Genomic DNA, 17,394 nt, shown 5'->3' with positions numbered 1-17,394 from the left:
ACAACGACAGTTACGGTGCTGTACCGCGCAGATGCTGTGCAGCGTGTGGCGCACGAGCTGGGGATTTGCCTGCCATATAAGAAGAGAACTCAGATATTGAGGAGGTCAAAGATGACTAACGTAAAGCGGATTATGGGCGCGGGCCTTGCCTTGGCGCTGACCATGGGAGTCGCTGCATGCGGCTCGGGTTCCGACTCCAGTGCTTCCGGCGACGACAAGAACGTGAATCTCACAGTATGGAGCTCGTCTGAAGATCAGGCAAAATCAGATTCCTGGCTGCCTACTATGGAACGTGAGTTCGAGAAGGCTCATCCCGACTACAAGATCACATGGAAGAACTCCGTGGTCGCCGAAGGCGATGCCGCCACCACCGTCAAGCAGGACCCGTCCGCGGCTGCTGACGTATACCTCTTTGCCAACGATCAGCTCGGTCTGCTCGTCCAAGCCCAGGCCATCGGCGAACTGAGCGACGACGCCGCGGCGCAGGTCAAGAAGCAGGATGACGAATCGATGATCAAGTCCGTTACCGGCGAGGATGGCAAGATCTACGGCGTTCCTTACACCGGCAACACCTGGTTCATGTACTACAACAAGTCCAAGTTCTCCGCCGACGACATCAAGTCGCTCGACACCATGCTCTCCAAGGGCAAAGTGAGCTTCGATCTCGGCAACTCGTGGTACCTGCCCGGATTCTATCTCGGCGCCGGCGCCAACGTATTCGGCAAGGACGGCGACCAGAAGAGCGACGGCATCAACTTGGGCGACCATGCTGCCGATGTCTCCACTTATTTGGCGAAACTGGTCAACAACCCCAATTTCGTGCTTGACAACAACGGCGCCGGTCTTTCGGCGCTCAAGGACGGTACTGCGGACGTGTTCTTCTCGGGAACCTGGGATGCAGACAACGCCAAGCAGGCTCTGGGCGACAATTACGCCGCCGCGGTGCCGCCTACCTTTACCACCGACTCCGGAACCTATCCCATTGCGCCCTTCGCCGGCTCCAAGGCAGTAGGGTACAACCCGAACTCCAAGAGCCCTAAGGTCGCCTCGCAGTTCGCCGCCTTCCTCGGCTCCACGCAGGCACAGAAGAAGCATTATGAGATGCGTTCCGTAGTGCCTTCCGACAAGTCACTGGCTTCGAGCGTCACGGGAGATCCCGCCGCCCAGGCGCAGATGGACACCATCTCCAGTGTGGCGCGTGTGCAGTCCACATTGCCGGCGATGGGCGACTTCTGGGATCCGTGCGACAACTTCGGCAAGGCGTTGACCAACAAGGAGGTCACCGTCGACAACGCGGCACAGAAGACCGCTGATTGGGCCGCGGCCTACAAGAAGTAGTACCGAGCATCTTCCGGCCGCCGGTGAGTGTGATGCTCCCGGCGGCCGGAGCGCTTAAGGTGAAGGAAACGGTTATGAGTGAAGTATCGGCAGCCCCGACGCGGCGACGTCGGCCGGCGAACCATGACAAGCGTAGCAAACGCGCCACGGTGCGCGTGAATTCCGACGGGTTGACACCGTCGCCATATTCCGCCAGGAATGCCTGGAGCAGGGGTGATATAGTGACCCGGGGTTCGTTCCTGATATTCGGCTTGGGCAACCTGGTGCGCCGGCAGTTCGCCAAAGGCGTGCTGTTCCTGCTGTGCGAGGTCGGCATCATCGCCTATCTGGCCACCAGCGGCGTGAAGTACCTGTCCAAATTCGGCACGCTCGGCACCGCCACGCAGACCAAAGTGAAGGTCGACGGCTTCTGGGTGTATCAGGCCGGCGACAACTCCGTGCAGATTCTGCTGTACGGCGTCATGGCGGTGTTCGCTGTCGTTGCCCTTGTGCTGCTGTCGGTGCTTTCCGCACGTAGCGCGTACAAGGCTCAGGCGACACTGGAGGACGGTTCCGTGCCGCTCACCTTCCGTCAGGACGTGCGTTCGCTCGCCGACTCCAATGCTGCGGTGGGGCTGATGACACTTCCCACGCTCGGCATCATCGTCTTCACCGTGCTGCCGCTGGTGTTCATGATCTCGATGGCGTTCACCAGCTATGACAAGAACCATACTGTGCTGTTCAGCTGGGTCGGATTGCAGAACTTCGGCCGCCTGTTCAGCTCGTCCACCTCCAGCCACGACATCAACCTGAACATGTTCCTTTCGGTGCTGGGCTGGTCGCTGGTCTGGGCATTCTTCGCCACATTCCTCAACTTCTTCCTTGGCATGTTCCTAGCCATGATTATCAACCGCAAGACCACGCGGTTCAAAGGCTTCTGGCGCGCATGCTTCTCCATGTCGGTGGCCGTGCCGCAGTTCGTCTCGCTGCTGGTCATGAACACCATGCTCCAGCAGGACGGCGCCATCAACCGTCTGCTCATGAACTGGGGTGTCACCAGCGGCCCGCTGCCATTCCTTTCGGATGCCACCTGGGCCAGGGTCACGGTCATCATCGTGAATCTGTGGGTCGGCATTCCTTATACGATCATGCAGATCACCGGCATCCTGCAGAACATTCCGGCCGACCAGTATGAGGCGGCCATGCTCGATGGAGCCAACTGGTGGCAGCGTTTCCGCAACGTCACCATACCCTACATCTTCTTCGTGATGACCCCGTACCTCATCACCACCTTCACCGGCAACATCAACAACTTCAACATCATCTACCTGCTTACCGCCGGCGGCCCCACACCGGTCGGCCAGTCCGCTGGCAAGACCGACCTGCTCATCACCTGGCTCTACAAGCTTACGGTCGATAAATCCCAATACAACCTTGGTGCGGTAATCGGCATCCTGACGTTTATCGTGCTCGCCACGATCTCGCTGCTCACCTATCGCAGCTCCGCATCGTACAAGAACGAGGAGGCGTTCAATGCCTAGCTCAACTCGCGCCACCACAGGCGCCACCGAACGCAACGAGGTTCAAACCTCTCAGCATGCCGAACATAACACGTCCGCCGTCCAAGCCAAAGCGCGTACCAAAACGCCGTTCTGGCAGGACCAGCGCAAACGCCGAATCCTAGGCGACGTGTTTACACACCTGTTTCTGGCCATCCTGGCGGTCATCTGGCTGTTGCCCATCGTCTGGGTGTTCCTCGAGGCCTTCAACAAGGACCCATCGCCATATCAGAACACGTTCTTCCCACGTCAGTACACGCTTGACAACTTCAAACAGCTGTTTACGCAGACCGACGTGCTGAACTTCCCCCGCATGTTCCTCAACACGTTCTTCATCGCATGCTGCTCATGCGTGATATCGCTGTTCCTGCTGCTCTCGGTAGCGTTCTGCATGTCCCGTCTGCGTTTCGGCGGACGCAAGGCGTTCATGAACATCAACCTGGTGCTCGGCATGTTCCCCGGCATCATGTCGGTCATTGCCATCTACTTCATCTTGAAGACGTTCGGCCTGACGCAAGGCAAGTTCGTGCTGGTGGCGCTGATTCTGGTCTACTCGGCCGGAGCCGGTGCCGGTTTCTACGTGATGAAGGGGTATATGGACACCATCCCCAAATCGCTTGACGAGGCCGCCTACCTTGACGGAGCCACCAAGTGGCAGGTGTTCACCAAGATCATCATCCCGCTGTGCAAGCCGATGATCGTCTACCAGACCATCTCTAGCTTCCTGTCGCCGTGGCTTGACTTCGTGATGGTCAAGGCCATCGCCCGCACGCAGGACAACTACACTGTGGCGCTTGGTCTGTGGCAGATGCTGCAGAAGGAGTACATCAACCAGTGGTACGCGCGCTTCGCCGCAGGTGCCGTCTGCGTCTCGATTCCGATCGCCATCCTGTTCATCATCATGCAGAACTTCTATCAGGAGTCCGTTACCGACGGGTCCACGAAGGGCTGACTCGTTCCGTTTGATGGTGCTGCATCGCCCCGCCACCTCAATCCCATGGGATGGTGGGGCTTTGTCTTGCCGCATGCCTGTGACGGCAGGTCTTCGCCGTCGGATTCTCCGCCATCAGCCACGACCGGGAAAGGATATTCATGCCAGTCTCACCGACGCACGCCCCCGCAGATTTCGATTGTGCGTACCCTTATTATTCGGGTCCACTTGGTGCCCGCTGTACCGACGGTTCCACACAGTTCACGCTCTGGGCCCCCACGGCCTCGGCGGTGCGGCTTCGCCTGTATGCCACCGGTCGGGGAGGAGCTGCTTGGGCGACATTCGACCTTGAGCCGGGAGAAAGAGGATCGTGGAATGCCACGGTTGCGCAACGGTTGGACGGTACCTACTACGACTACGAGCTGGACTTTCCCGACGGTTCGAGCACCACCAGCCCAGACCCATGGGCCAAGGCGAGTGGCGCCAACGGCGTGTGCAGCATGGTGGTCGATCTTGCCCGCACCGATCCGCAGGGGTGGAGCCACGACCGCTCGCCACGGATCGCACAGCACAGCACAGTCGTGTGGGAGACTCATATCGGCGATTTCAGCAACGACGTTCACAGCGGTGTCCCCGCCGAGCATCGTGGCAAATACGCAGCCTTTTGCGATATGGGAACCAGCGTGGACGGAGCCGGAGCGTTCCCAACCGGCATAGACTACCTCACATACCTTGGGGTGACGCATATCCAGATCATGCCCTTCTACGACTACGGTTCAGTGGATGAAACCAAGCCGGGCGGATACAACTGGGGATATGACCCCGTGGCCTATGATGTGCCGGAAGGCTCCTACAGCAGCGATCCCGACGACGGCGCCTGTCGAATCCGCGAATGCAAAGCGATGATTCAAGCGTTGCATCAATCTGGTTTCCGCGTCATCATGGACGTGGTCTATAACCACATGTACACGCCGGACAACTCCTTCGAACGCATAGCGCCAGGGTATTTCTGCCGTCGCACAGCGTCGGGAACGCTGAGAGACGGTTCGGGCTGTACCAACGACATGGCCAGCGAACACCCCATGTTCCGACGTTTCATCGTCGAATCACTGCAATACTGGGTGAGTGAATACCACGTGGACGGTTTCCGCTTCGATCTGATGGGATTGATCGACGTGCAGACCATGAACGAGGCGCGCCGCGCCATCAACCGGTTGCCCGGCGGCAACGACGTGCTCATGTACGGCGAACCGTGGGTAGCCAACGAAAAAGATACGCGTGATGTACCGGCAACGCTGGCCTGGGGGACAGGGTTGAAATCGCTGGATGACGGCATCGGATGGTTCTGCGACGACTTGCGCGACTGCATTAAAGGCAGTGTGATGGACGAGCGCTCGCATGGCTTCGTCAACGCAGGGTCAGGCGGCGCGGATGCCGACGATTCGAATACAGCCAGGCGGCTGCTGAAGATATTGACGGAACCGGGGGATGCAGGGAGGCAAATTCACTACGTTTCCGCCCACGACGACCTGACATTGTGGGACAAACTGTGCCTCACGATGCGCGAGAACCCCACCACGGCGGATTTCGGCGCACAGACAGTGCTGCCGCATCAGGGTGATGCGCGTATGGCGCGTGGCTCCGCAATTTCCGACGATGCCAGTGTCCACGACATGCTGGCAGCCAATGCCATCGCTGCCGGACTGGTGTTCACCGCGCCTGGCACGCCGTTCCTGCTTTCTGGCGAGGAGTTCGCCAGAACCAAGTTCGGCTGCGACAATTCATTCGATCGCAGCGCCGAATTGAACCGGCTTGATTGGAATCGAGCCGCACGTTTGTCGCCTTTGGTGCAGTGGTATCGCCGGCTCATCATACTGCGCAAGCGATATCCTGCGCTGTACGACGCTCCTCGCACACCGCTGCATGCCGGCGACGGTACGCTCGCCTTCGCTGTCGGACAGGGGAACGAAACCCTGCTGGTCGCCGCCAATGCGAGCGCGGATGCCTGCGAATTCGATATTGCCTGTGATGCTGCTGGTCTGCCGTTGGCTGCGGGGCGTTGTGAGGAAGCCGACGGAGGCGCATGTGCCGGTTGCAGCACCGCCGTGGGCTGGGAGCTACTTGCCGACTCTGCAGTTGCGCTGCGTGCGGACGGCGTCGTCAAGAGCGGCGTATGTTCGAGCGGTAGCCGTTCTGCTGCCGATCATGCTACTGGTTCCCGTTCCGTCGGCTTCCGTTGCCCGGGTGTTCATCAGGCCAATAGCGGAATCGGTTCCGGTGAGGTCGTCCCCGATAAGGTCGCTGCCCCTGCTGCCGCCATTGTCCCCGCTAAAATCTGCTCTGTGCACATGCCACCGCGTTCACTGTGCATCTGGCGGCGTACGGCGTGATGCGGTGACATATCGTGACTCAGCGGTCGTCTTCGACGCGTGCGCGATGGCAAATTGCACTATATGGCGCAAATATCGACAAAAATAGCCTGTTTTCTGTCGATATTTGCGCCAATGTCTAAAAATGTGTCAGTCGGGAGAATGGCTGGCTAGGATGCGAAGCAATGGGGTGCGGTGCTGCGACACGGTTATCCACAGTAGGCATAAAGCGCGAAGCGTTCGACCACATTGCTGTGATGAAGGTCGCTGGTGGTTCCGATGCAGATATTGTTGCGGCATGCATCAACATGAATCATTGCCGAGTTGCGTCAGCCGTGCCCATCGCAACCATCGTTGCGCCGTGCCTCGCCATGGGTCTGAGCACAAACAGTTGTCGCGTTATTGGCATAAAGGCGTTCTTGTGAAGCCGTATCCAAACGTTTATGCCGATGCGTGCGTATGGGAGCGGCTAAGTCGCGTCGAAAGGATGCTATGGGTCGAACGTGCACTCAGTCTGGTGCATCCGGACTGGGTATTCGCCGGATTGAGCGCCGCTGCCATACATCGCATCGCAGGCCCGTCTTATTGGTATGACGAGTCGACAATATACATTGCGACTCAGGGGCGAACCAGACGCGGGACTGGCCGCCGGCTTCAGCACATTCACTCAGAATCAAAGGATTGCAATACCGTGCAGGGGGTGCGGGTGACAAGCGTTGCTGACACACTGTTTGCCTGTGCCGGCATGATGCCGTTTCGCGACGCACTGAGCATGTTTGACTCCGCGTTGAGTCTGGGCAAAGTGATGCACAGCCAGTTAGAGTCTACGTTGGCGTGCATGCGTCAAGGGAAAACAAAACTGGTGCCTTTGGTTGCTCATGCAAGTGAACATAGCGGGAGTGTAGGAGAGTCGCTGTGTCGCGGCACGTTGTTGGAGGAAGGCTTTCCGTCGCCGCTCATGCAGGTGGTGCACCGTAATCCTTACCGTCCGGGACGCGTGTTCAGAACAGATTTCGAGTTTTCTTTGAGTGATGGCGGTGTGGTCATTGTTGAATTCGATGGTATGCAGAAGTACACCGATCCTGCGATGACCGGGAACAGCAGCATTCGGCGGGTGGTGCAGGAAGAGCAGCAGCGTGAGCGCGCGCTGCTTGCAGAACCGAATGTTACGGCGATCATACGGTGTACCTATAGCGAAATGATGGATCGAGAGCCATTGGTCGCAGCCTTGAGCCGTGCCGGCGTACCTCGATCAATCAAGCGATGGTATGCCCCGTCTCAGCTATGACGCATTTTTGGACATATGACGCAAATATCGACAAAAAACAGGCTATTTCTGTCGATATTTGCGTCATGTAGCGCAATGCATCACGCTGGGGATGGGGAGTGGGCGGGTGAAAGCATCGTGCTGTGAGGCTTGCGTTGGATGGGCGAGCACAGATATGCGACGGGCTTGTTCCGACGATTGTTGTGTGTCGGAACAAGCCCGTTTGCGTTGGACGCTCAGATCAGACCAGCAGCCAAGCGGTCTCGTCCTGTGCCAGCTGGCCGTTGCCGTCCAGCTCGCCGGAGGTGAGGACGACTTCGCCGTCCGGCAGCTGCACTGGTTGATCGCCGAAGTTCGTCACGCTCACGAATGTACGATTCGCATCATCGGCGGTGGGACGGCTGTAGGCAATGACATCGTCTCCCATATCCTTCCACTCAAAGCTCGTGGTGTCGCCGGTGGCGGTGAGCAATTGAGCGCGCAACACCAAAGCTCGGCGGTACAGGGTGAGCATCGACGTGCTGTCTCCAGCTTCGCTGCTGGCTGTGAAATCCTTGAACCAGAGCGGCTGAGGCAGATGCGGGTCTGCGCTGGCAGTGCCGTCAGCACGGGTTGCGGGGGAGAACCCGAAGGAAGCGCCAGTACCGAAGGATTCGCTCCAGTCAGCGGCTTGCGGTACATCGTCGGCGGTCCACGGCAGCGGTACGCGGCAGCCGTCGCGCCCCTTGTCGGTGAAGTTCTGATGGGTGCGGAACGGTGTGGGGTCTTCGAGGCGATCCCACGGAATATCCGCCACCTCGTACAGGCCGAGCTCTTCGCCCTGGTAGATGTAGACGGAACCGGGCAGGCCGGCTTCCATCAGGATGGCGGCGCGTGCACGCTTGGCGCCCAGTGCGCGGTCTTCGGGATAGGTGGTGCCGTCACGCATGAGCCAATCCTTGGCCAGCTGGTGGGAATCGGGAGCTGGTACTTGCGGCAGTCCGTAGCGGGTGGCGTTGCGCGGCATGTCATGGTTGCTCATCACCCACGTGGCCGTGGAGCCGCCGCTGTGCGCCGCCGAGTCCAATCCGTCCTCGATCGCCTTGCGCATGGCCTGTACGGTCCATGCGGCGCTGGAAAGCTGGAAGTTGAACACCTGTCCCAGCTCGTCAGGGGAGGCATAGAGATGCTGGTGCTCGGGCACCACCCAAGACTCGCCCACAGCGAAGCGGGGCGGGTTGTACTCGTTGAAGACTTGGCGCCACTCTTTGTAGATCTCGTGCACCTCCGGCCTGTCCCACATGGGGTTCACTCCTTCGAGCACACCCTGCTGGTTGTTTTCCACGGTGAATTCGCGGCCGAGCTCCTCAAGCGGTTTGGAATCGAAATCCTTGGCCAGTCCGTGGGCCACGTCGATGCGGAAGCCGTCGGTGCCGTGGTCGCTCCAGAAGCGCAGGGTCTTCTTGAATTCCTCGTGCACGTCCGGGTTCTTCCAGTTCAGGTCGGGCTGTTCGGCGGCGAAGATGTGGAAGTACCACTGGCCGTCCGGCACCTGTTCCCAAGCGCTGCCGCCGAAGAGGGAACGCCATTCGTTGGGAGGCAGCTCGCCGTGCTCGCCGCGCCCGTCGCGGAAGATGTAGCGGTCGCGTGCGGCCGAGCCGGGCTGGGAGGAGAGCGCTTCCTTGAAGAGTTCGTGGCGGTTGGAGGTGTGGTTGGGGACGATGTCCACGATCACCTTGATGCCGGCGGTGTGCGCGGCTTCTACCATGGCGTCAAAATCGTCCATGGTGCCCAGGCGGGGATCGACGTTGCGGTAGTCGTCCACGTCGTAGCCGCCGTCGGCGAGCGCTGAGGGGTAGAAGGGGGAGAGCCATACGGCATCGATGCCGAGGGCTTTGAGGTAGTCCATTTTCTCGGTGATGCCGGCGATGTCGCCGATGCCGTCGCCGTTTACGTCTTTGAAGCTGCGTGGATAGATCTGGTATACGACCGCTTGCTTCCACCAGTCGCTGCGTGCGTTGTTGTCGGTCATGCTGCCTCCTTTGGTCTGAGCGTTGCGATGCTGTATTGTGACGTCGCAGCATCGTTCTTATGACAACGCTAGCATAGCAGATTTAACAAACAACACGAGGGAGGTTTGAGGTTATCTGGGACGATGTGAAATACTACGGAACGAAAGCGTTTTCATGACGGTGATGAGTGCGCTACAACTGGGGCGCCATGCTCTATTGCGCTGTGTGACAACATCAGCGTGCGTTCGTGCGGTGTACTGACTCGCTGCAATGCTGTGAGTCAGTGGGCTGCCATACTGTGTTGTGCTCGTGCCTCGGTGCGTTGGTGGCAGTGAGGCTTTGCCTAGTGGCTAGCGGTTTTTGGGCGGTTTGGTGGAGTTGCGGAAGATGATGGTTGCCTCATAGGTACTTGGCAAGGCCGCCGGAGTCGAGGTGTCGCTGGCTGGCTCGCCTTCGCCCATCGCCTGCGCCAAGCTGGTGCCAACGAGCCGGCCCATCGCCGCAGGGTCCTGGCGCACGGTGGTCAGTCCGATCTGCCGAGCAATGTCGATGTCGTCGAAACCAGTGATTGATACGTCTTCGGGCACACGGTAGCCAAACCCTTGCAAACGGCTGAACAGGGGAGCCGCCAAGGAATCTTGTTCGCAGCAGATTGCTGTAGGCATGGAGGCAAGAGCGAACAGCTGGTTGAGCGCTGAGTCAATGGCTCCCTCACCCTCCGGTACAGTGATGATATTCGGCTCCACTCCAGCCCGCTCGCACTCTGTTATGAATCCTTTGGCTCTCAGGCTGGCGCTGAAATGCAACGCATTAGCACCTTCGCTCTCGTTGGGGAACGTGAGGAAGGCGATGCGACGGTGGCCCAAGGAAATCAGATGGCGGGCGACCCGGCGCATCGCCTCCTCATCGTCAATGCCGACGCTCACGTCAAAGGCGGCGGGAGGTATGGCATTGATGCCGGCCACGGGCACGTGCATGGTTTTGAGCCGTTCCACTTCGCGGCCCTCAATATCGAACGAAGCCACTACCACAGCGTCTACATTGCGCCGTATCGGCAGCTCTTCGAAAAAGCTGCGCCGTTGTGCGCTGCTGCTCACCTGATAGAACACCATGTCGTACCCCAACGGCTGCAACACTTCGCTCAGTCCTTCATACACGTGCGCGTTGAACCATGAGGATGAGCGGTCGTTAATGAGCAATGCCACGCGATGCGTCTGCCCGGTCTGCAGCAGGGAAGCGGAGCGGGATATGGAGAAGTCGAGGCTCCGGGCTGCGCTGAGTACGCGTTCGCGAGTTGCGGCAGCCACGAGATCGGGATGCCGGAACGCGCGTGAAACCGTGGTGATAGACACCCCCGCCTGTTCGGCCACGTCTTCGATGCTGGCTTGCATATGCTCTCCTGCCTTCTGCTTATCCCTAATTCTAGCGTGCGCGTAGCCCCGAGCCACTTGCCGAGGGGAGCAGGTTTATCGGTTTTGTCAGTTTTATTGGCGCAGGCGCTGGTTCATACTGCGGGCGGTGAGCTTGGCGTAGACGATATTGATAATCCAGACCAGCGCGTAGATGCCGACGAAGGCACCCAGGAACAGGGGAAGCTCCTTGGTGAGTATGAACGCCCAGCCATTGACCGACATCCATACCATCACCAGTGCGAACGTCAGCGCGCAATGGATGGCATAATCTTGCGTGGCCGAGGTCGTCGCATCGCCGCTCATGCCGGGCAGACTGTAGCCGATGCCCATTTTGGCACGGAACGCCTGCTCCATGTCGGAAGCGTGCGGGGTGCCTGAGAACGCGTCGCTGACGGCATCGGGCATGAGCAGTCGGCGCATGAGCGAGGCGCAATAGGCTCCGGGCCAGAACTGGACCACATGCTGGGCTGCCTTCGGCATGACACCGATGGGGAAGTAGACGCAGGAGAGGAATCCTGCCGCCGTGCCGAGGAACGAGGTGAGACCCGAGGCGGCGGATTGGGTTCGAATACCCGCGTTGAAGGCGTAGCACAGCAGTGAGCTGAGCGCGGCGGCCAGTAGCATGACTGCGAGGAACAGCACATCCGTTCGCACATCTCGCCATGGCAGGGTAATGCCGTCGGTGAGCGTGAAGTAACCACCGATGATGACGAGCACGACCAGTTGCATGGCGAACGTGATGACGGTGGAGCTGAGCAGATAGCCGCATGCGATGCGCCAGCGGGAGTGCAGTGCCATCAAGAAATCGACGTCGAGCCCGTTCTCGCGGTCGCGCACCATCTGGGCGACCAGAATCAGCGCTGTGGTGACGGCCGTGGAGGCGAGGATGCCGCCGATGAGCCAAGAGTCGAGCAGATTGTTGATGGTGCCTTGACTCAGGCCTTGGCTGCCGCCGGTCCAGTTGGAGGCCATGGTGTCCTTCAAAAAGAGCAGGTAGAGCACGAACCCGATGAGCGCGTTGATGAGCGAGAAGAACGCGGCCGTGCGGTTGCGTAGGTAGAGTGTGACGTTTCGGCGAGCAAGGGTGAGCATATTGATGTCTTTCGGTGAATTTTGGTCATAAGAGGCTTAATTTTGGAGGCGCTTTCGTTCCGTGAACACTTTTGGAAGGAAATTCTGAGTTTCGGATTTGCCAAACAGCGGAGTTTCAGCGTTTTGCAAATTGGTTAGCGAGACAACTCTCTTAAAGTGCTCACGGAATGCAGTTAGCGGTCAGGATCGCACGTCAGCGCGAGGAATACGTCGTTCATGGTGCCTGGGCGGCATTCAAAGTCGGCAAGATAGGGCCGCAGCGCGGTGAGCATCGTCAGGCTCTGGTCGGCGTTCGGCAAGGTCAGATTGCGGTGGGTGAGGTTGGGCAAGGTCGTAGACGCGGCTGTAGGTGCAGATACAGGTGAGAGTGTGTCCGTATGCATGGGTGCGGGATCTAGTGTGGGTTCGGATACGTTCCGTTGGATTCGTTCGGGCGCGACCAGCTGATTGAGGGTGGCGTTTATTGCGGCATCTGCCTGCTTCTGCGCACCGGGCTTGATAACCAGCGAGAGCTGATATTGCGCGTATTGACCGATGAGCTGTTCGGCTGATCCGGAAGCCATGACCCGCCCGTGGTCGATGACGTAGACCTGCTCGGCGTGCTCGGCCTCCTCCAGGTAGTGCGTGGTGAGCAGGATGGAGAGCCGTGCCTCCTCGCGTAGTCTGCTGAGCAAGTCCCACAGCGCTTGGCGTGTGGTGATGTCGAGGCCCGTGGTCGGCTCGTCGAGCACTAGGATATCGGGGTCGTTGATGAGCGCGCGGGCAATGTCGACGCTGCGCCGCTGGCCGCCGGAAAGCGTGCTGTAGCGCTGGTCGGCGAACGGTTCAAGGCTCACCAGTTCGATGAGCTTCTCTACCCGTGCCTTCGGTTCGGTGATTGATTGGTAGAGTCGGGCGCGGCATGCCAGGTTTTCGCGCACCGTGAGCTGCGGGTCAAGCACACTGTTCTGGAAGACCACACCGATGGTGGGTCGCCCCGTGCCGGTTTGCTGCCGGGCGCGTTCATAGTCCGGGTAGGTTATGGTGCCACCGTCGGGCTTGGAGATGCCGATGAGCATGGAGATGGTGGTGGATTTCCCGGCGCCATTCGGCCCGATGACAGCGGTGAGGCTGCCGCGCTCGATGCCGAGGGTTATGTCGCCCACCGCCCGGTGGCTGCCATAGAATTTGGTGAGATGATTGGCCCGGAGCAATGTCGCCATCGCTATCACGCCCTTTCGTATTCGTTGCGTTTGGTGCAAACATGAGTCTGCCCCAGAACCGGTGTGCGCGAAAGCGAAAACGGTCAAGCGGTCGGCCCGCAATGGTGAGCGGTGTACGCCAGCCCGTGAGTGGACAGCCAATCATGATATGCTCGAGGCGAGCGATGTGAGCGACTTGAAACAGCGATAGTAAAGTAACCGCATGGCTCAAGTGAAGATAAAAACGCAATTCGGGCGCTCGCCCGATAGAGCCGGTAGGTAGCCCGGCCGCCTCGCCAGAGGTAAGTAACCTGCCCCTCCGGGTTGTCCCTTCTTCATGGAACACAAACATGGAGGGACAATATGGCAAGCCGAAGCGGAACGCTGACGGTGTATTTCGAGGACCCGTTTTGGGTCGGGGTCTTTGAGCGAAACGAGGGTGAACAGCTTTCGGCCGCGAAAGTGACGTTCGGCGCGGAACCCAAAGACCGTGAAATATATGATTTCATACTTCACCACTACGATGAGTTGGAATTCAGCCCAGCCGTACCGGTTCAGCTGAAACCAGCTAAAAAATGCGGCGCGAAACGGCTCAGCAGGGACGCCCAAAAGGCAGTGCGCGCCGACGGCATTGGCACCAAGGCGCAGCAGGCGCTCAAACTTCAACAGGAGCAGCGGAAGCAGGGGCGCAAAGCACGGTCGAAAGAAGACAAGAGACTGCTGCAAGAACAACGGTTCCAGCTTAAACAGATGAAACGCAGACGCAAGCACAAAGGGCATTAAGCAATATTCGATGCAGCGCTTCGAGATGGTTCACAGCGCAGCACATCCAACAGTGATTGCCGGCAAGGGCGCGCAGAGCAGTTGCTCCTGCACGCCGCAGAGTGTCGCCGCTCTTGGGTTTCCACCGCGTCGGTTAGACTGAATGCAGTTGATAAGGCTGCGCGCTGCTAGGTTGGCAAGGACAACAAGCGACGGCACATAGCGCAGCGGGACGAGGAGCGGAGCCAAGTTGGCAGAGGCACAGAACAAACCGGGATACACCGACCAGTCGTTGATTCGCAATTTCTGCATCATCGCACACATCGACCACGGCAAATCCACCGTAGCCGACCGCATCCTCCAACTCTCCGGCATCGTTCCCGAACGTGAGATGCGCGACCGGTTCCTGGACCGCATGGACATCGAACAGGAACGCGGCATCACCATAAAATCCCAGGCCGTACGCGTGCCGTGGACCTTCGACGGCACCGAATACACCCTCGGCATGATCGACACCCCCGGCCACGTGGATTTCACGTATGAGGTTTCCAGGGCGCTCGCGGCCTGTGAGGGAGCGGTGCTGCTGGTGGACGCCACGCAAGGCATCGAAGCGCAGACACTGTCCAACCTTTACATGGCTATCGAGCATGATCTAACCATCATTCCGGTCTTGAACAAGATCGACCTGCCGAGCGCCGAACCCGATCAGCATGCCGAAGAAATCGCGAACCTCATCGGGTGCGAGCCGAGTGATGTGCTGCGTGTCTCCGGAAAAACCGGGGAAGGGGTTGCCGAGTTGCTCGATCGCATCGTGATGGAGATACCGGCACCTCATGGTGATCCGGAAGCTCCGGCACGCGCGCTGATTTTCGACTCCGTGTACGATTCCTACCGTGGCATCGTCACCTACATCCGCATGGAAGACGGCGAGCTGACTTCCCGCGAAAAAGTGCACATGATGGGCGTCGGTATGACGCACGACCCGATAGAAATCGGCGTGATCAGTCCGGATATGACGCCGACCAAGGCGCTCGGCGCAGGTGAAGTCGGCTACATCATCACCGGTGCCAAGGATGTCTCGCAGTCCAAAGTGGGTGACACGGTCACTTCCGCAGTGCACCCGGCAGCTGAGCCGCTGCCTGGATATCAAGACCCGCAGCCGATGGTGTATGCGGGTCTGTTCCCGGTCGACAACGCACAGTTCCCGGACTTGCGAGACGCGCTTGACAAGCTGAAACTCAACGATGCGGCGCTCATTTATGAGCCGGAAACCTCGGTGGCGCTCGGGTTTGGATTCCGTTGCGGCTTCCTCGGTTTGCTGCATATGGAGATTGTTTCGGAGCGGCTTTCGCGCGAGTTTGGCTTGGACCTGATTTCCACCGCCCCGAACGTGACCTACCGCGTCACCGCCGAAGACGGCACGGTGCATCAGGTGACAAACCCAAGCGAGTTCCCGGACGGCAAGATTCGCGAGATTGTGGAGCCGATGGTCTCCGCCGAAATCATCACACCGAAGGACTTCATCGGCGCGGTGATGGACCTGTGCCAGGAGCACCGCGGCGAAATGGGCACGATGGAATACTTAAGCCCCGAGCGTGTGCAGATGCACTACCGCATCCCGCTGGCGGAGATCGTCTTCAACTTCTTCGACGAGCTCAAGAGCCGCACCAAAGGCTACGCCTCGCTCAACTACGTGGAGGACGGCGAGCAGAGCGCCGACCTGGTCAAGGTGGACATTTTGATTCAGGGCGAGAAGATCGACGCGTTCAGCGCCGTCGTGCACCGTGACAAGTCGTATAGCTACGGTGTGATGATGACCAAGAAGCTCCAGAAGCTCATCCCGCGCCAGCAGTTCGAGATCCCCATCCAGGCCGCCATCGGCGCGCGTATCATCGCCCGTGAGAACATCCGTGCCTTGCGCAAGGACGTGCTCGCCAAGTGCTACGGCGGCGACATCACTCGTAAACGTAAGTTGCTCGAAAAGCAGAAGGCCGGCAAGAAGCGCATGAAGATGCTCGGCCATGTGGAGGTGCCGCAGGAGGCCTTCATCGCCGCACTCTCTACCGGCGAAGGCGGCAACGACCGCGACACCAAAGACAAGATCCGCGCCGCCCAAAAGACCGAAGGGTAACGTAGGAGTAGGCAATCCGACGGCTCACTTGCTGTTACATGTTATGAGGCAAGGTCAAGGAGCTGGTCGGTTTTTGCTGTCCTTGCCTCTTTTCAACTTACCGCGCTGTCAGTAGCAATACAACTGGGCCTCACACCGTGCAGATATTCTGCGGATGTGCGGCCCAGTTGTAGTGCGCGTGCTGAAGGCGAGGCTCAGGAGTTGTAGGTCCAGCCGCCGTCAACGATGAGCTCGAGGCCGGTGACGAACTGCGACTCATCTGAGGCCAGGTAGAGGTAGGCGTAGCCGATGTCCTCTGGGCCGGCCACATACGGGGGCAGCATGGCCTTGCCGTCGTAAGCCTTGCCCATGTCTTCCTTGGTCTTCAGTCCTGCGGCGCGAGCCATGCCGGTGTAGGTGGAGCCGGGGTGCACCGAGTTGACGCGGATGTGGTCCTTGCCGAACTCTGCGGCACCGAACTTGGTCAGTGAGCGCACGGCGCCCTTCGACGCACTGTAGGCCGCGCCGAAACCGGTGGCCATGCCGCCCATCAGCGCGCCGATGGAGGAGGTGTTGACGATGGAGCCGCCGCCATTTTTCTGCATGTAGGGCGCCACGGCCTTCATACCCAGCCACACGCCGGTGGAGTTGATGTTCATGACCTTGTTCCAAGTATCGACGTCGGTTTCCATAATGTTCTTGGCGATGTGAATGCCGGCGTTGTTGACCAGGATGTCGATCTTGCCGTACTTGGCCGCGGTGGCTTCCACGACCTGCTTCCACTGCTCGGGGTCGGAGACGTCGAGCTTCATGGCGGTGGCCTCACCGCCCTCCTTACGAATGTCTTCGGCGGCGGCGTTCAGCTTGTCTTCCACCACATCGGTGAGCACTACGCTGGCACCCTCCTTGGCGAAAATCTGCGCTCCGGAAAGACCCATGCCGTCTGCTGCGCCGGTAATGATTGCAACTTTGCTATCTAGACGTCCCATATTTGCTACCTTTCAATAGTGTATTGGACTATTTCAGTATACCTACCAGATTGGGGGAATGCTAAATTCGCGGCGTGCGACTGCGCGTCGGCAGCAAGGCCGCTTCTCAAATGGCGCTCGCTCTCCTCAGCGAAGCAGCCGGCAGCGCGTCCCCTGCTCGCGTCGTCAAAACGTCACTGACAGCGACGCAGTGTCGCAATTGGTGGCCGCGCACTTGCTCGAGCCGACAAAAGCATTGCCAACAACTGCTCAGTGACGTAAACGTCGGCATCCGGCCTACTTGCGTGTCAAAAGCGACGCTAACAGCGGCTTAGCGACGCAAATGGCGCGCCCAACGGGATTGTGCCGTCAAAAACGTCGCTGACCGTTACTCAGTGACGCAAATGTCGGTGTATACCTTGCTTGCGCGTCAAA

At 59.2% G+C, this 17,394-nt stretch carries 12 protein-coding genes; 7 read left to right on the top strand and 5 right to left on the bottom strand.

The annotated features are described in order from the left end of the window. Positions 1-111 precede the first annotated feature (111 nt). From ACSYSO_RS04795 to ACSYSO_RS04775, 5 genes are all read left to right on the top strand, one after another. Positions 112-1,338: an extracellular solute-binding protein gene (locus ACSYSO_RS04795; RefSeq protein WP_491701613.1), complete on the top strand. Its 1,227-nt coding sequence runs from the start codon at positions 112-114 to the stop codon at positions 1,336-1,338. Between the two features lie 74 nt (positions 1,339-1,412). Further along, the gene (locus tag ACSYSO_RS04790; protein ID WP_491701612.1) at positions 1,413-2,858 is read left to right on the top strand and encodes a carbohydrate ABC transporter permease; all 1,446 of its coding nucleotides are present in this window, start codon (positions 1,413-1,415) and stop codon (positions 2,856-2,858) included. Beyond that, a complete protein-coding gene (locus ACSYSO_RS04785) occupies positions 2,851-3,828 on the top strand; it encodes a sugar ABC transporter permease (RefSeq protein WP_489798167.1) in 978 nt (325 codons plus the stop codon). The genes ACSYSO_RS04790 and ACSYSO_RS04785 overlap by 8 nt, the downstream gene beginning before the upstream one ends. 140 nt (positions 3,829-3,968) lie before the next feature. After that, positions 3,969-6,197 carry an alpha-amylase family glycosyl hydrolase gene (locus ACSYSO_RS04780; RefSeq protein WP_491701611.1) on the top strand — a complete coding sequence of 743 codons (2,229 nt, stop codon included), beginning with the start codon at positions 3,969-3,971 and terminating at the stop codon, positions 6,195-6,197. Positions 6,198-6,474: 277 nt separating this feature from the next. Beyond that, positions 6,475-7,464, top strand: a complete 990-nt coding sequence (locus tag ACSYSO_RS04775) for a hypothetical protein (RefSeq protein WP_491701610.1) — start codon at positions 6,475-6,477, stop codon at positions 7,462-7,464. 220 nt (positions 7,465-7,684) lie between these two features. Here the strand turns inward: ACSYSO_RS04775 and ACSYSO_RS04770 are convergent, their stop codons facing one another. From ACSYSO_RS04770 to ACSYSO_RS04755, 4 genes are all read right to left on the bottom strand, one after another. Beyond that, positions 7,685-9,454, bottom strand: coding sequence for a glycoside hydrolase family 13 protein (locus ACSYSO_RS04770; protein WP_491701609.1), 1,770 nt, complete (start codon positions 9,452-9,454; stop codon positions 7,685-7,687). 330 nt (positions 9,455-9,784) lie between these two features. Continuing rightward, positions 9,785-10,825 carry a LacI family DNA-binding transcriptional regulator gene (locus ACSYSO_RS04765; RefSeq protein ID WP_489798175.1) on the bottom strand — a complete coding sequence of 347 codons (1,041 nt, stop codon included), beginning with the start codon at positions 10,823-10,825 and terminating at the stop codon, positions 9,785-9,787. Positions 10,826-10,918: 93 nt separating this feature from the next. Next, positions 10,919-11,938, bottom strand: a complete 1,020-nt coding sequence (locus tag ACSYSO_RS04760) for an ABC transporter permease (RefSeq protein ID WP_491701608.1) — start codon at positions 11,936-11,938, stop codon at positions 10,919-10,921. A gap of 173 nt (positions 11,939-12,111) precedes the next feature. Then, positions 12,112-13,140, bottom strand: coding sequence for an ABC transporter ATP-binding protein (locus tag ACSYSO_RS04755; protein ID WP_491701607.1), 1,029 nt, complete (start codon positions 13,138-13,140; stop codon positions 12,112-12,114). Positions 13,141-13,482: 342 nt separating this feature from the next. Here ACSYSO_RS04755 and ACSYSO_RS04750 point away from each other — a divergent pair, with 342 nt between their 5' ends. Together ACSYSO_RS04750 and lepA are read left to right on the top strand one after the other, a co-directional pair. Continuing rightward, on the top strand, positions 13,483-13,902 hold the full coding sequence (locus ACSYSO_RS04750; protein WP_491701606.1) for a YjdF family protein: 420 nt from the start codon (positions 13,483-13,485) through the stop codon (positions 13,900-13,902). A 229-nt stretch (positions 13,903-14,131) separates the two neighbouring features. Beyond that, positions 14,132-16,012, top strand: a complete 1,881-nt coding sequence (gene lepA / locus ACSYSO_RS04745; RefSeq protein WP_489798183.1) for a translation elongation factor 4 — start codon at positions 14,132-14,134, stop codon at positions 16,010-16,012. Positions 16,013-16,206: 194 nt separating this feature from the next. Here the strand turns inward: lepA and ACSYSO_RS04740 are convergent, their stop codons facing one another. Continuing rightward, entirely contained in the window at positions 16,207-16,980 is a 774-nt protein-coding gene (locus ACSYSO_RS04740) for an SDR family NAD(P)-dependent oxidoreductase (protein ID WP_491701605.1), read from the bottom strand. Between the last annotated feature and the right edge of the window lie 414 nt (positions 16,981-17,394).

It is taken from the genome of Bifidobacterium sp. ESL1130, assembly GCF_058507935.1.
Note: the sequence above shows the minus strand (reverse complement) of the source record. Positions and strands in the feature narration are given on the sequence as shown.

Excerpts from the sequence above, each read along its gene's own strand:
- ACSYSO_RS04795 (WP_491701613.1), top strand. The coding sequence starts at position 112 with ATGACTAACGTAAAGCGGATTATGGGCGCGGGCCTTGCCTTGGCGCTG.
- ACSYSO_RS04790 (WP_491701612.1), top strand. The coding sequence starts at position 1,413 with ATGAGTGAAGTATCGGCAGCCCCGACGCGGCGACGTCGGCCGGCGAAC.
- ACSYSO_RS04785 (WP_489798167.1), top strand. The coding sequence starts at position 2,851 with ATGCCTAGCTCAACTCGCGCCACCACAGGCGCCACCGAACGCAACGAG.
- ACSYSO_RS04780 (WP_491701611.1), top strand. The coding sequence starts at position 3,969 with ATGCCAGTCTCACCGACGCACGCCCCCGCAGATTTCGATTGTGCGTAC.
- ACSYSO_RS04775 (WP_491701610.1), top strand. The coding sequence starts at position 6,475 with ATGCATCAACATGAATCATTGCCGAGTTGCGTCAGCCGTGCCCATCGC.
- ACSYSO_RS04770 (WP_491701609.1), bottom strand. The coding sequence starts at position 9,454 with ATGACCGACAACAACGCACGCAGCGACTGGTGGAAGCAAGCGGTCGTA.
- ACSYSO_RS04765 (WP_489798175.1), bottom strand. The coding sequence starts at position 10,825 with ATGCAAGCCAGCATCGAAGACGTGGCCGAACAGGCGGGGGTGTCTATC.
- ACSYSO_RS04760 (WP_491701608.1), bottom strand. The coding sequence starts at position 11,938 with ATGCTCACCCTTGCTCGCCGAAACGTCACACTCTACCTACGCAACCGC.
- ACSYSO_RS04755 (WP_491701607.1), bottom strand. The coding sequence starts at position 13,140 with ATGGCGACATTGCTCCGGGCCAATCATCTCACCAAATTCTATGGCAGC.
- ACSYSO_RS04750 (WP_491701606.1), top strand. The coding sequence starts at position 13,483 with ATGGCAAGCCGAAGCGGAACGCTGACGGTGTATTTCGAGGACCCGTTT.
- ACSYSO_RS04740 (WP_491701605.1), bottom strand. The coding sequence starts at position 16,980 with ATGGGACGTCTAGATAGCAAAGTTGCAATCATTACCGGCGCAGCAGAC.